Source organism: Burkholderia sp. LMU1-1-1.1 (assembly GCF_040675865.1).
In the GTDB taxonomy this organism is placed as follows: Bacteria; Pseudomonadota; Gammaproteobacteria; order Burkholderiales; family Burkholderiaceae_D; genus Rugamonas.
In genome coordinates this window covers 65,451-78,182 of record NZ_JBEGHG010000023.1, presented here as the reverse complement: position 1 = coordinate 78,182, position 12,732 = coordinate 65,451, and the positions used below count along the sequence as shown (strand labels likewise).

At 64.6% G+C, this 12,732-nt stretch carries 11 protein-coding genes and 1 riboswitch; of the genes, 3 read left to right on the top strand and 8 right to left on the bottom strand.

Annotated elements, in window-relative coordinates; all coding sequences use genetic code 11:
* Positions 1 to 17: 17 nt before the first annotated feature.
* Complete coding sequence (locus tag MRBLMU1_RS18735; protein WP_363504048.1) at positions 18 to 992, bottom strand: dipeptidase; 975 nt, start codon at positions 990 to 992, stop codon at positions 18 to 20.
* A gap of 117 nt (positions 993 to 1,109) precedes the next feature.
* Between MRBLMU1_RS18735 and MRBLMU1_RS18730 the strand changes: the two genes are divergently transcribed.
* A complete protein-coding gene (locus MRBLMU1_RS18730) occupies positions 1,110 to 2,378 on the top strand; it encodes a DEAD/DEAH box helicase (protein ID WP_363504046.1) in 1,269 nt (422 codons plus the stop codon).
* Between the two features lie 18 nt (positions 2,379 to 2,396).
* Here the strand turns inward: MRBLMU1_RS18730 and MRBLMU1_RS18725 are convergent, their stop codons facing one another.
* The 6 genes from MRBLMU1_RS18725 to MRBLMU1_RS18700 all read right to left on the bottom strand — a co-directional run bounded on the left by MRBLMU1_RS18725 (position 2,397) and on the right by MRBLMU1_RS18700 (position 7,207).
* Positions 2,397 to 2,747 (bottom strand): translation initiation factor Sui1, encoded by a 351-nt coding sequence (locus MRBLMU1_RS18725; RefSeq protein WP_363504044.1) that lies wholly within the window; start codon positions 2,745 to 2,747, stop codon positions 2,397 to 2,399.
* Positions 2,744 to 3,730 (bottom strand): nucleoside hydrolase, encoded by a 987-nt coding sequence (locus MRBLMU1_RS18720; protein ID WP_363504042.1) that lies wholly within the window; start codon positions 3,728 to 3,730, stop codon positions 2,744 to 2,746. The genes MRBLMU1_RS18725 and MRBLMU1_RS18720 overlap by 4 nt, the downstream gene beginning before the upstream one ends.
* A 99-nt stretch (positions 3,731 to 3,829) precedes the next feature.
* Complete coding sequence (locus MRBLMU1_RS18715; protein WP_363504041.1) at positions 3,830 to 4,501, bottom strand: hypothetical protein; 672 nt, start codon at positions 4,499 to 4,501, stop codon at positions 3,830 to 3,832.
* Positions 4,498 to 5,478: an MlaD family protein gene (locus tag MRBLMU1_RS18710; RefSeq protein ID WP_363504039.1), complete on the bottom strand. Its 981-nt coding sequence runs from the start codon at positions 5,476 to 5,478 to the stop codon at positions 4,498 to 4,500. Before MRBLMU1_RS18710 ends, MRBLMU1_RS18715 begins: the two co-directional genes overlap by 4 nt.
* A gap of 21 nt (positions 5,479 to 5,499) precedes the next feature.
* Positions 5,500 to 6,288: an MlaE family ABC transporter permease gene (locus MRBLMU1_RS18705; RefSeq protein ID WP_363504037.1), complete on the bottom strand. Its 789-nt coding sequence runs from the start codon at positions 6,286 to 6,288 to the stop codon at positions 5,500 to 5,502.
* 52 nt (positions 6,289 to 6,340) lie between these two features.
* The gene (locus MRBLMU1_RS18700; protein WP_363504035.1) at positions 6,341 to 7,207 is read right to left on the bottom strand and encodes a LysR family transcriptional regulator; all 867 of its coding nucleotides are present in this window, start codon (positions 7,205 to 7,207) and stop codon (positions 6,341 to 6,343) included.
* Between the two features lie 115 nt (positions 7,208 to 7,322).
* On the opposite strand from MRBLMU1_RS18700, the gene MRBLMU1_RS18695 reads away from it, so the two are divergent.
* Entirely contained in the window at positions 7,323 to 8,726 is a 1,404-nt protein-coding gene (locus tag MRBLMU1_RS18695) for an MFS transporter (RefSeq protein ID WP_363504033.1), read from the top strand.
* A 104-nt stretch (positions 8,727 to 8,830) separates the two neighbouring features.
* Here the strand turns inward: MRBLMU1_RS18695 and ribB are convergent, their stop codons facing one another.
* Complete coding sequence (gene ribB / locus MRBLMU1_RS18690; RefSeq protein WP_363504031.1) at positions 8,831 to 9,493, bottom strand: 3,4-dihydroxy-2-butanone-4-phosphate synthase; 663 nt, start codon at positions 9,491 to 9,493, stop codon at positions 8,831 to 8,833.
* A gap of 95 nt (positions 9,494 to 9,588) precedes the next feature.
* A riboswitch (FMN riboswitch) is annotated at positions 9,589 to 9,738 on the bottom strand.
* Positions 9,739 to 9,833: 95 nt separating this feature from the next.
* Between ribB and MRBLMU1_RS18685 the strand changes: the two genes are divergently transcribed.
* Complete coding sequence (locus MRBLMU1_RS18685; protein ID WP_363504029.1) at positions 9,834 to 12,680, top strand: M16 family metallopeptidase; 2,847 nt, start codon at positions 9,834 to 9,836, stop codon at positions 12,678 to 12,680.
* The last annotated feature ends 52 nt before the right edge of the window (positions 12,681 to 12,732 follow it).

The following is a 12,732-nucleotide window of genomic DNA, read 5'->3' as shown; positions in this document are numbered from 1 at the left end:
TGGCGGCCGCACAAAAATCAGATTTGCGGCTTGTGCCACACCTGCTGCGCCACCCGCATCATGTTACGGCCCATGACCAGCGCCGTCTCCTGGTCGCTCATGCCGACCTTGCGCAGGGCGGCGGCCAGTTCGCGCCAGACTTCCGGCGGCGTGAAGGCCGGCGGTTTGTCGGCGCGGTAGCCGGCCGACGCGGGCCACCAATAGGCCGGGTCGAAATCGCCCGGCGGCGTGTCGTCCAGGCCCGGCTGCTGGAAGCAGATATCGAGGCCGATGCCGACGTGCGGCACGCCTACCAGATCGGCGATGTAGGCGACGTGCCGCGCGACGTCGTCCGCGCCCGGCTGGTCGGCGCCAAGGAACCAGGACAGGCCCGATACGCACACGACGCCGTTGGTGTCGGCGCAGGCGCGGATTTGTTCGTCGGTGACGTTGCGTCCATGCTGGACCAGCGCGTAGGCGTTGGTATGGCTGAAGATCACCGGCTTGGACGACGCGGCCATGATATCGAGGCTGCACAGGCGTCCGGTGTGCGAACAGTCCATCAGAATGCCGGCGTCGTTGATGGCGGCCACAATGGTGTGTCCGAGCGGCGTCAGGCCGCGCGGCAGGTCGTGGCAGCCGTCGGCCACGCTGTTGTTGCGGTTGTAGGCCAGGTGGATCTGGCGCACGCCCAACTGCGCGTAGAGCGCCACCATCTCCGGCTGGTCCAGCAGCGGCATGGCGCCTTCCAGGTCGAAGGTGATGGCCATGCGGCCATCGGCGGCGGCCTTGATGATGTCGTCCACGCTGGACACCAGCGTATAGCGTTCGGGTTCGGCGGCGATGGTTGCGCGGTAGCCGGCGATCACGGACATGACCTGTGACACCGGATTCATATCGGCGCCCACGTTCAGGGAGACGTAGTTCACACCGGCCGCGTGCAGCTTGCGTACGGGCGTGAAGTCGGCGTGCGGGTGCTGCGGCAGGCAAACGTGGGCGTCCCAATTGATCATGGCGTTTTCTTTGTCTAAAAGGCCACTTTACCCGAGAACGGCGCCGCATGCCAAGGGATGGCGCTCCCGCATGCTTTATACTGTCGGCCAATTCACACGCTTACTTCATAGGCCAACATGTCATTTGCTTCGCTGGGCCTTGCTCCCTCCCTGATCAACGCGGTCACCGAAATCGGCTATCTGGAGCCGACGGCGATCCAGAGCGCCGCCATTCCCGCCATTTTGCGCGGCGAGGACGTGCTGGGCGCGGCGCAGACCGGGTCCGGCAAAACCGCCGCCTTCGCGCTGCCTTTGCTGCAAGCGTTGCTGGACAACCGCAGCGGTCCGCGCCAACTGCATGGCCTGATCCTGGTGCCGACCCGCGAGCTGGCGGCGCAGGTGGGCGAGTCGGTGCGCAAGCTGGCGTCGCATCTGTCGATGCAGGTCAAGGTGTCGATCGTGTTTGGCGGCGTGTCGATCAATCCGCAGATGATGGCATTGCGCGGCGGCGCCGACATCGTCATCGCCACGCCGGGGCGCCTGCTGGACCTGATCGACCATAACGCATTGAAGATATCCCGCACGGCGATGCTGGTGCTGGACGAGGCGGACCGCCTGCTGGACCTGGGCTTCAGCGAGGAATTGAACCGGATACTGGAACTGCTGCCCAAGCAGCGCCAGAACCTGTTCTTCTCTGCGACGTTCCCGCCGGCGGTGCAGGCGCTTGCCGACAGCATGCTGCACCAGCCGACCCGCGTCGAAGTGCTGTCCGAGCCGCTGAGCAAGCCCGATATCGCCCAGCGCGCGATCATGGTCGACGTGCCGCGCCGTACCATGCTGCTCAAGCATCTGATCCAGGAACAAAAATGGAGCCGGGTATTGGTGTTCGTCGCCACCAAGTACGCGGCCGAACACGTGGCCGACAAGCTGAATCGCAACGGCATCCGCGCCGGCGCCTTCCATGGGGAATTCAGCCAGGGCGCGCGCACCGAGGTGCTGGGCGATTTCAAGGCCAGCCGGCTGCAGGTGCTGGTGGCGACCGACGTCGCCGCGCGCGGCATCGACATCGCGCGCCTGCCCGCAGTGGTCAACTATGATTTGCCGCGTTCCGCCGTCGACTACACCCACCGCATCGGCCGCACCGGCCGCGCCGGCGAAAGCGGCGTTGCGATCAGCTTCGTCAGCGCCGAGACCGAACAGCATTTCCGATTGATCGAGAAGCGCCAGGATATTCTGCTGCCGCGCGAGCGGATCGCCGGTTTCGAACCGGTGGAGACGCTGCCGCCACCGGCGGCCGATTCGGTCACCGACACCGTCAACGGCGGCATCAAGGGCAAGCGCAAAAGCAAGAAGGACAAGCTGCGCGAGGCGGCCGCCCGTGAAGGTGGCGAGACCTCCGGCGAATAAAACGTTCGAAAATCGGCCTTAACCGCCGGTACGTTTGGGGTTGTGGCCCTGTTTTTTCAGCGTTTCCATCACCAGGTCGCAGTGGTCGCCCTGGATCTCGATCACGCCATCCTTGACAGTGCCGCCGGAGCCGCAGGCGCCCCGCAGCTGCTTGCCCAGCAAGGCCAGCGCCATGGCGTCGAGCGCCAGGCCTTTGACCAGGGTGACGGTCTTGCCGCCGCGCCCCTTGGATTCACGCGATACCTTGACGTTGCCGTCGCCCGCGGGCTTGGCTTTGGCGGCCGTTTTGCAGATGCAATCGGCAAGCGGCTTTGCGCAATCGGGACAGATGCGGCCCGTCTCCGTCGAATAAACGAGGCGGGTGCTCATGGTTTGTCCTCCAGCAGTCGCGGCATCAGTATGTTGAAGAAGCGCTTTTGATCGGACGCCAGGCAGACCGCCGCATTCGGCTTGCCCGCCTCCTCGCGCGTGTAGCCGTCGTCGCTGACGACGATGCGCAGCGGGGTGGTGGGACAGGTGGCGGGATCGATCATCCACGTCACGGGCACCACGTCGAACAGCGACGGCATGTTGCTCGACCATGGCTGGTAGGCGTCGATCCACTGGTGGTACATCAGCGCCAGCGCATCGGTGACGGGCGAGCCGTGGCCGAGCAGGGCGTTGCGCTCGACTTCATCGAGGCGTATCTGGGTCGAGTCGAGCGGCATCATCACGATCGGCACGCCGGACTTGAACAGCTTTTGCGCGCCGCCGATATCGGAGGCGATGTTGTATTCCTTGTCCGCCGGCCGCGCCGGCACGTACTGCGATTTGCGGTAGCCGGCGCGCACCGAGCCGCCCATCATCGCCACCTGTTTCAGCTTGCCGAAGGTGGCGGGGTCGCGCTCGATCGCGGCGCCCACGTTGGTCAACGGGCCCAGCGCCAGCAGCGTGATCTGGCCCGGCTGGCGTTTGATTTGATCCAGCAGGAAGTCCACCGCCGGCACCTTGGCCGGCAGCTTGCCGCGCCGGGCGTAGCGCGCTTGTGTGAACGGTTGCGGATTGCCGGTGCTGGCGATGCCTTGCGCGACCGGGATGCCGCTGTGGCCCGTCTCGCGCAGCATACGCTCCAGCAGCTGCGCGCGCAGCGCGGTGTCGCCCCACGCGGTGGTGATGCCGACGATCTCGATCTCCGGGCTTTGCAGCAGCAGCGCCAGCGCGAAGGAATCGTCGATGTCGTCGCCGATGTCCATATCGACGATGACCTTGATCTTGTCGGCGGAATGGGCCGGCGGCGCCAGCATGGCGCATGACAGCGCGAGTATGGAGAGCAGGCCGCGCAGCGGCCGGGATAGGGAGTAAGAAATTGGCATTCGGGTCATTCGGGTCGTTCAATCGTTGTTGAATCACTTGGGTGGATTACGCGGTACGTGATTCCACATGGTTCCGGCGCCGTAGTCAAGTGTTCATCGTCAGGGTTTATTGGCGACCAGGTCGATGCGACGTTTGATGCGCTGGGCTTCGCCGGCGTCGCCGGCCTGCTCGGCGCGCATCGCCTGCACGCCCAGCCACGCCAGCAGTGGCCGGCGCCAGCCCTGTGACGATGCGGTTTCCACGGCGTCGGCCAGGACCGCCGGCGTGGCCTTGTTCGCGCGCAGCAGCACACCGGAGGCGACCAGTTTCGATAGCGGGTCCGCGATCGCCTGCACCGCGCTGGCGGCGGCCGTGTCGCCGGTCGCCGCCGCCACCGGCTGGTGCTGCGCGGGCAGCAGCGCCGCATCGGCGGCGGTGGCGCGGCCGGACAGGTAGGCCGCGTAGGCGCGGTCGGCCGGGCTGGCGTCCGCCGCCAGCTTGTCGAAGCCGGCGCAGTCTTCGAAAACCAGCGATGCCACGCGGGCGGCGCAGCGTATCAATTCGGCGCGGATGATCAGATCGACCTTGCCGGTGCTGCCCAGCGCGTCGCGGGCGCGTTTGTATTCGGCTTCTTCCACGCGGGCGTTGCCGGTCATGTAGGCGGCGGTCGACCGTTCAATCGAGCTTTGGGCGTTCATTTGCCAGTCCGGCACCGGCGGATTGTTGCCGCAGGCGGTCAGCATGGCGGCCATGGACATGGTGACGGCGATCAGCGCAGCGGTATTCTTCATGGCAGTTTGATCTCCGTATCGCGCTTGAATGGCCATTTTTTGTTGATTTCGTTGACCAGTTGCTCGACCCGCCGCAGGCTGCTTTCCACCTCGGCGCGCAGCGTACCCAGATCGGCGGTGGCTTCCTTGGCGTTGGCGCCGACGGCTTGCGCCTCCACCAGCACCGCGTCCATCTTTTTCAAGCTGTTGCGGGCGTCGGCCAGCAGTCCATTCAGCTGGACGATGGTGGCCTGCGCATCGGTCACCACGCCTTGCGGCCCGAAGACCTGGGTGTCGGCGTGGCCGATCAGGCTATCGGCTTTGGTGGCCAGCGCGTTGACGGTGACCAGCAGCTTGTTGGCGCGCTCGGTCAGCTGCTGCGCGTTTTTGTCGTCGCCGGCGATCAGACCCATGGCGCCCGACGGGCCGTTCAGTTTTCCGGTGACGCCCTGGATGTTGGCTAGGCTGGCAGCCAGCGCGGAATTCTCAGCCGTCAGGGTATTGAGGTTTTCCAGCAGGTCGCGGGCCGTGGCCAGCAGGCGCGGAATTTCGGCGCCCGGATCGCCCACCAGCAGCGCGCGCGCGGCGCCTTCCTCCAGCGGCGGGTCGGTCGGAATGCCGGTGAATGCGCGCAGCTTGGCGCCGCCCACCAGGCCGCGCTCCAGCGTGAAGATGCTCGACTTGCGCAGCCAGTGCGCGTCGTCGCGCGGCACGTCGACGACGATGCGGGCCTTGCCTTCCTTGCTCAATTCGATGCGGCGCACGCGCCCAATCGGGAAGCCGGCGAAGGTGACGTCCATGCCGACGACGACGCCTTCGGAATCGTCCGCCTCCAGGAACAGCGTCTGCGTCGATTCGAAGGCGCCGCGCGCGTACAGCAGATACACCGCCGCGCCGGCGACCAGCAGCACCATGATCACCAGCAGCACGGCGGCTTTGAATTCGGCGTTGCGCACCGGCGGCGCGGTGTGGGTTGTTTGGGTCGGTTGTTCAGTCATGGTTTTTCGGGTTATCGCCGCTTAGTAGTAGTTGCCCATCAGTGAGGCGACTTCGATGAGGAGGATCATGGCGAACAGCCGTACCATGTCCGACAGGCCGTGCGTGACCTTGACGCGATAGTTGGCGCCGAAGTAGAACGAGGACGCCATTGGGATCAGGCCGACCGCAAAACTGAAGAAGACGACCTTCAGCACCAGTATCAGCGTGACGGCGGGGTTGAACACCTGGCCGACCACGCGCGTGTAGCCGGTGAGCGCCCATGGCGTGAAACCATACAATGTCAGGTAGGCCAGGATCAGGGTCAGCACGCAGCTGACGGCGGCCAGCATCCAGACGGCGAAGACGCCAGCGGCCACGCGCGGGAAAAATTCGCCATGCAGCTCCTGCGCGGTGGCGACGGTGCCGGCGCTCCGGCCTTGCGAGAACTCCAGGCCGGCCGGTAGCGTGGTGCGCAGGGCGACGAAGGCGGCGGCGGTCAATGGAATCAGCTCCAGCACCAGCACCCGCACCACCATCTCCAGCGCGAAGCGCGACAGGCCGTAGCTTTGCGAGGTGACCACCACGATGCGGATCAGCACCAGGCTGACCAGCGCGGACAGCACGCCGAACCACGCCAGGTTGGGCACCGTGTCTGCCACCAGGTGGCGCGCCAGCACCGGGCGGTTGGCGCGGCCGTAAGTGGCCGGCGTGAGCGCGACCGACAGCATCAGCACGGCGAACTGCGCCAGCCGCCACCACGTTTGCAGCCAGTCGACCGCGCCATGGTGGAGCCGTTGCAATATGGATGGAGTCGATGCTTGAGCGTTCATGTTGGCATATTAGCACCGGGACGGCGCGGGCAGGTGTTCGTCATGGCCGCCCTCACGTTTGCGGGAAGCTGTCGATGATGGCGTCGGCGGCGGCGCGCACGCGCGCGCTGCGACTCAGATCGCTGTGCATCACCAGCCAGACGTCGTAGTGGTCGACCCGGTCCGGCCAGACACGGGCGAGCTGCGGATCGCCGTCGGCCATGTGGCACGGCAGTTCGGTCACACCCATGCCTTTGCGCGCCGCCTCCAGCAGCATCAAGCCGCTATTGACCTCGATCGCCACGCGGGCGTTGGCGACCGGCTCCAGGCAGATCTTATCGCGATGGCGCGGCGCCACCGCGCTTTGATAGATCACGATGTCATGGCCCGCCAGGCCATTGCCCGGTATCGGCATGCCGCGCTCCTTCAGGTAGCCGGGTGTGGCGTACAAGCCCATGCTGCGCTTGGTGAGATGGCGCGAGATCAGGTCCGGGCTCGTTGGCTTGAGCGTGCGCACCGCCAGGTCGGCTTCGCGGCGCGTCAGGCTGGTGATTTCGGTGCCGGTGCTCAGGACGATGCGGATTTCGGGGTGCGTCACGTGCAGCCGGCGCATGGCGTCGATGACGAAATGGCTCGCCATCGTGTCCGAGGTGGTGACGCGCACGGCGCCGGAGAGTCGGTTGTCGATGCCCTGCATTTCGCGCTGAAACCGCAGCGCCGCCTGTTCCATCGATTCGGCGGCGGTGAGGGCCAGTTCGCCGGCCGGCGTGGCCATGTAGCCGGACGGCGTGCGCAGGAACAGGCGCGCGCCCAGCGAGTCCTCCAGCGCGTTGAGGCGCCGGCCGACGGTGGCCTGGTCGATATTGAGCTCGCCGGCGGCCGCGCGCAGCGTGCCTTTGCGGTAGATGGCGAGGAAAATCCTGGCGTTGTCCCAGTCCATGGCTAGTCGGCCCGTAGTTTGTGATGCATTTTTGCATCGGAGTGCCGATGTTATGCGCATTTACCGCATCAGGCAAGCGGCCTAAGATGGAGCGGATCTCTTTGAAGGACGCTCCATGACCACCCAATCCACCACCGTGACCGCCGTTTCGGCGCCCGCCCGCCAGGTTCCCCCGCTACTGATGCTGATGACGCTGGCCATCGGCTTCGTGATGGCGATGATCGACGTCACCGCCGTCAACACCGCCTTGTCCGATATCTCGGTCAGCCTGTCGGTGCCGCTCACCGGCCTGGTTTGGGTGGTGGATGGTTACACGCTGACCTTCGCCGCGCTGCTGCTGGCCGGCGGCGCTCTGGCCGACCGTTTCGGCCCCAAGAACGTTTATCAGGGCGGCTTGGGCGTGTTCATACTCGGCTCGGTGGCGTGCGCTCTGGCCCCGAGCGGGAACGCGCTGATCGCCGCGCGGCTGCTGCAGGGCGCCGGCGCCGCGCTGTTCATGCCCAGTTCCCTAAGCCTGCTGACGCACGCCTACGAAGACCAGGGCACGCGGGCACGCATGCTGGGCACCTGGTCGGCCATCGTCGGATGCTCGGCGACCGCCGGCCCGCTGGTGGGCGGGCTGCTGGTCCATGAATTCGGCTGGCGCAGCGTGTTCTGGGTGAACGTGCCGATTGGCCTGGCCGGTATCGTGCTGACGCAGATGCTGGCGCCGGCCACGCCGCCGCACCGGCGCGCGTTGTCGATGCTGAGCCACGTGCTGGGCGTGGCGGCGCTGGCGGCGCTGAGTTTTGTGCTGATCGAGGGACCGGTGCTGGGCTGGATGTCGGCGGCTGTGCTGGCGGCGGCTTTCGCCGCGGTGGTCTGCGGCGCGCTGCTGGTGGCGCGCGAACGCACCGGCGCGCATCCGCTGCTGCCGCGCGCCTTATTCGATACGCCGGCCTTTGCGGCGGCCAATGGTGTCGGGTTCCTGATCAACTTCGCGGTGTTCGGGCAGTTGTTCCTGCTTAGCCTTTATATCCAGCAGGGCGGGGCGGATGCGCTGGACACGGGATTGAAGCTGATACCGATGATGGGTGCCTTCGCCATCGGTAATCTGAGTTCGGGCGTGATTGTGGCGCGTGTGGGGACGCGGCCGCCGATGTTGTATGGGTTGATGGTGGGGTTGGGGGCGGCGCTGGCGATGCTCACCGGGCTGTCGCCGCAGACGCCTTACTGGCTGTTGGTGCTGGGGGCTGTCGTGATGAACGTCGCCATCGGGATCGCGATTCCGGGAATGACGGCGACGGTGATGCTGGTGGCGGGCAAGGCGCATGCCAACAGCGCAGCCGCCGCGCTGAACGCCAATCGCCAGATCGGCGCGCTGGTCGGCGTGGCGATGATGGGTACCGTGTTGCATGTGACGGGGGATTGGGCGTGGCGCTTGCCGATGGCGTTCGGGTTGGTGACGTGCGCTTATGCGGCGGCGTTGGCCCTGGTGTATTTTTATGTGAAGCCTTTGAGTTCTCGTGGAGACACGTAGGGCGGATTAGGCGGAACGCCGTAATCGGCCATCGATGAGCCGTCGGCGGCGCACGCATGGCCGATTACGCTGCGCTAATCCGCCCTACGTGTCTCCGATGAGGATCAGGCTTCGTTGGTCTTGCGCCACTCGATCATCTCGGCGATCGTCAAGATCGGCATCGCGTGCAGCTCGGCGAAGCGTTCGATCTCGGCGCCGCGCATCATCGTGCCGTCGGGGTTCATCAACTCGCACAGCACCGCCGCCGGCTGCAGGCCGGCCATCGTGGCCAGGTCCACCGAACCTTCGGTATGGCCTTTGCGCGCCAGCACGCCGCCTGGCGTCGCCCGCAACGGGAACACGTGGCCGGGATGCACGAGATCCCCCGGACGCGCGTCGGCGGCGATGGCGGTGCGGATCGTCGTCACGCGGTCGGCCGCCGAAACGCCGGTGGTGACGCCTTCGCGCGCCTCGATCGATACCGTGAACGGCGTGCCGTAACGGCTGCCGTTGTCGGCGGCCATCGGCGGCAGTTCCAGCGCGCGCACCTTGTCGGCGCTCAGGCACAGACAGACGATGCCGCTGCATTCGCGGATCATCAGCGCCATCGATTGCACGGTGATTTTTTCGGCGGCGACGATCAGGTCCGCCTCGTTCTCGCGGTCGAAATCATCAAGCAGGATGACCGGCACGCCGGCGCGCATGGCCTCGAGCGCGGCGGCGATGCGGCCTGCCAGGTCGTCCGAAACGAGGGAGTAGGGGGATACTGCGGATACTTGGTCAAACATGGTGGAACGCTCCTCGCAATAGCGAAAAACGCAACAGGGCAAGCGAATACGCGCGGCCCGCCACACCGATCGCTCGGGCGGGAGGCCGCGTCACCGCACATCTTCTTTCATCCGGACTATACCGTCGGCCCTGGAGTCGCACCAGATCTGCTGACCCTTTCCGATAAGCCGGAAAGGCGCTCGCGGGCTTGACCATCGCTGGCCTTACCGCCGGTGGGGAATCGCACCCCGCCCCGAAGACGTAAGTTAGCGCCTGCCGGTCGGCAGGCGAACAAGGATTCTAGCCCAAATCAGGATTTTCGGTGTAAGGTAGCTTTTTCCGATTTTTACTGTCTGCCGAATGAAATTGATTAAATTGCGGGTGCTGTCCGGGGCGTTGCTGCTGTCGTTTTCCTTCCTGGCGCAAAGCCAGGGACAAGTTGAGGGCCAGGGCAAGGAGCCTGCGCTCAAACTAAGCGACGTGCTGCCGATCGGGCCCCAGGTCAAGGTTGGCAAACTGGCAAACGGCCTGACATACTATCTGCAAAAGAACGCGCGTCCCGAGAAGAAGCTGGAACTGCGGCTGGTCGTCAAAGCCGGTTCGATCCTGGAGGACGACGACCAGCAAGGGCTGGCCCACTTCACCGAGCATATGGCCTTCAACGGCTCCACCAATTTCAAGCGCAATGAGTTGGTATCGTATCTGCAGTCGATCGGAGTAAAGTTCGGCGCCGACCTGAACGCCTATACCAGCTTCGACGAAACCGTCTACATCCTGCCGATACCGACCGACAAGAAGGAGATCGTCGAGCAGGGCTTCCAGGTGCTGGAGGACTGGGCGCATGGCCTGTCCTTCAATGACGCCGACATCGACAGCGAACGTGGCATCGTGCTCGAAGAACTCCGCATGGGCAAGGGCGTCGACGACCGCATGAACAAGGTGGTGCTGCCGAAGGTGCTCAACGGGTCGCGCTACGCGCAGCGCATGCCGATCGGTAAAGAAGACATCATCAAGAACTTCAAGTACGACGCCATCAAGCGCTTCTACCGCGACTGGTATCGTCCGGACCTGATGGCGGTGGTGGTGGTCGGCGACATCGAGCCGGAAGCGGCGCAGAAGCTGATCGAACAGCATTTCGGCCAGTTGAAGAACCCGGCGAACCCGCGTCCGCGCGAATACGCCAAGATCCCCGAGCGCCAGGAGTCGGAAGGCATCGTCTTCACCGACAAGGAAGTCAGCAGCAACTCCGTTTACATTCGCTATCCGATCCAGCCCTGGCCGGCCGGCGAGACCCTTGCAGACTACCGCCAGAAGCTGATCGAAAACCTGTACAGCTTCATCCTCAGCCAGCGCATGTACGAATTGACGCAGCAGGCCAACCCGCCGTTCCTGCAAGGCGGCAGCGGCATGAACAAGATCGTGCGCGGCTACCGTTCGTTCGGCGCCGGCGCGGTGCTGGGCAAGGGCGGCGTGACGCCGGCCATCAACGCGCTGGTGGAGGAGGACGAGCGCGCCCGCCAGTACGGCTTCACGGCCTCCGAGGTGGAACGAGCCAAGAAGGGCATCCTGCGAACCTACGAGAATCTGTACAACGAGCGTGACAAATCCGATTCGTCCGACTACGCGGCCGAATACATCCGTCACTTCCTGGAGGATGAAACCATCCCGGGAATCGCCGCCGAATACCGCTATGCGCGCGAGCTGATTCCGGATATCTCCCTGTCGGAAGTGAATGCCGCCGTCAAGGTCGCGATCCCGGACAACCAGAGCAAACTGGTGATCTACACCGGTGTCGACAAGGCCGGAGTGGCGACTCCGAAGGCGGCCGATCTGGTGGCCATCGCCAACGCGGCAGAAAAGATCAGCGTCAAGGCGCAGGAAGAGAAGATCTACGCCAACCAGCTGATGCCGGTCCTGCCGAAGCCGGGCACCATCGTCAAGCAAACCGCCAACGCGAAGCTTGGCACCACGGAGCTCGTGCTGAGCAACGGCGTCAAGGTGGTGCTGAAGCCCACCGACTTCAATAACGACCAGGTGATGATGGCGGGCCTGCGCTACGGCGGCTGGTCGCTGTTCGACGACAAGGATGTCTTCGCGGCCCACTATGCCAGCAGCATCGTCGGCCAGATGGGCATCTTGAACTACACGCCCAATGATGTGGTGAAGGTCCTGGCTGGAAAAAGCGTCAGCTCCCAGGCCACCGTCAACTCACTCAACGAATCGGTGGGCGGCGGTTCCGGCAGCAACGATATCGAGTCGATGCTACAACTGGCGTATCTGCAAATGACGCAGCCGCGCAAGGATGCCGCCATCTACAGCGCCTACGTCGACCGCCAGCGCGAACTGGCGCAGAACAATATGGCGCGGCCGGAGTCGGTGTTCTACGATACGATCACCGCGACGATCTACAACAACAGCCCGCGCGTGCTGCGCGCCGCAAAACCGGCCGACTTCGATCAGCTGACGCTGGACCGTGTGATGGAGATTTATAAAAGCCGTCTGTCGAGCGCGCGCGATTTCACCTTCTTCATCGTCGGCAGCTTCGATGTGGAAAAGATCAAGCCGCTGATCGCGACCTACCTGGCCAGCCTGCCGACCGCCGAGATCCCGGTGGCCTTCAAGGATGAAGGTGTGCGTCCGGTCCGGGGCGTGGTCAAGAAGGAGGTGCGCGCCGGCGCCGATCCGAAGAGCACCATTTCGCTGTCGTTCACCGGCGAGGCCAAATACTCGCGCGAGGAGCGCATGCGGCTGCAGGCGCTGGTCGAGGTGTTGAACATCAAACTGATCGAGGTGCTGCGCGAGAAGATGGGCGTTATTTACAGCGGCGGCATGAACGGCTCGCTGAACCGCATCCCGTACGGGAACTACTCGATCAGCGCCAATTTGCCGTGCGCGCCGGAGAACGTCGACAAGGTGATCGCCGCGACCTTCGCCGAGATCGAGAAGATCAAGCGGAACGGCGCCGACGAGGCGGACCTGAACAAGGTCAAATCCGCCTGGCTCAAAGGCTACCAGAAGGGCATGCGCGAGAACGGCTACTGGATGGCGTCCCTGCAGAACGCCTTTTTCAACGACAGCAATCCCGAGGATATCCTGAAGTACGAGGAGCGCGTGCAGGCGCTCAAGCCGTCCGATCTGAAGGAGGCGGCCAAGCGCTACTTCGACATGAATAATTATGTGCAGGTGGTGCTGTACCCGGAGAAGTAAGCCTGCCGCCTGTTACACTGGAGGCTCGTACCCACCCGATGTAGAGGTAAAT

Excerpts from the sequence above, each read along its gene's own strand:
- MRBLMU1_RS18735 (WP_363504048.1), bottom strand. The coding sequence starts at position 992 with ATGATCAATTGGGACGCCCACGTTTGCCTGCCGCAGCACCCGCACGCC.
- MRBLMU1_RS18730 (WP_363504046.1), top strand. The coding sequence starts at position 1,110 with ATGTCATTTGCTTCGCTGGGCCTTGCTCCCTCCCTGATCAACGCGGTC.
- MRBLMU1_RS18725 (WP_363504044.1), bottom strand. The coding sequence starts at position 2,747 with ATGAGCACCCGCCTCGTTTATTCGACGGAGACGGGCCGCATCTGTCCC.
- MRBLMU1_RS18720 (WP_363504042.1), bottom strand. The coding sequence starts at position 3,730 with ATGCCAATTTCTTACTCCCTATCCCGGCCGCTGCGCGGCCTGCTCTCC.
- MRBLMU1_RS18715 (WP_363504041.1), bottom strand. The coding sequence starts at position 4,501 with ATGAAGAATACCGCTGCGCTGATCGCCGTCACCATGTCCATGGCCGCC.
- MRBLMU1_RS18710 (WP_363504039.1), bottom strand. The coding sequence starts at position 5,478 with ATGACTGAACAACCGACCCAAACAACCCACACCGCGCCGCCGGTGCGC.
- MRBLMU1_RS18705 (WP_363504037.1), bottom strand. The coding sequence starts at position 6,288 with ATGAACGCTCAAGCATCGACTCCATCCATATTGCAACGGCTCCACCAT.
- MRBLMU1_RS18700 (WP_363504035.1), bottom strand. The coding sequence starts at position 7,207 with ATGGACTGGGACAACGCCAGGATTTTCCTCGCCATCTACCGCAAAGGC.
- MRBLMU1_RS18695 (WP_363504033.1), top strand. The coding sequence starts at position 7,323 with ATGACCACCCAATCCACCACCGTGACCGCCGTTTCGGCGCCCGCCCGC.
- ribB (WP_363504031.1), bottom strand. The coding sequence starts at position 9,493 with ATGTTTGACCAAGTATCCGCAGTATCCCCCTACTCCCTCGTTTCGGAC.
- MRBLMU1_RS18685 (WP_363504029.1), top strand. The coding sequence starts at position 9,834 with ATGAAATTGATTAAATTGCGGGTGCTGTCCGGGGCGTTGCTGCTGTCG.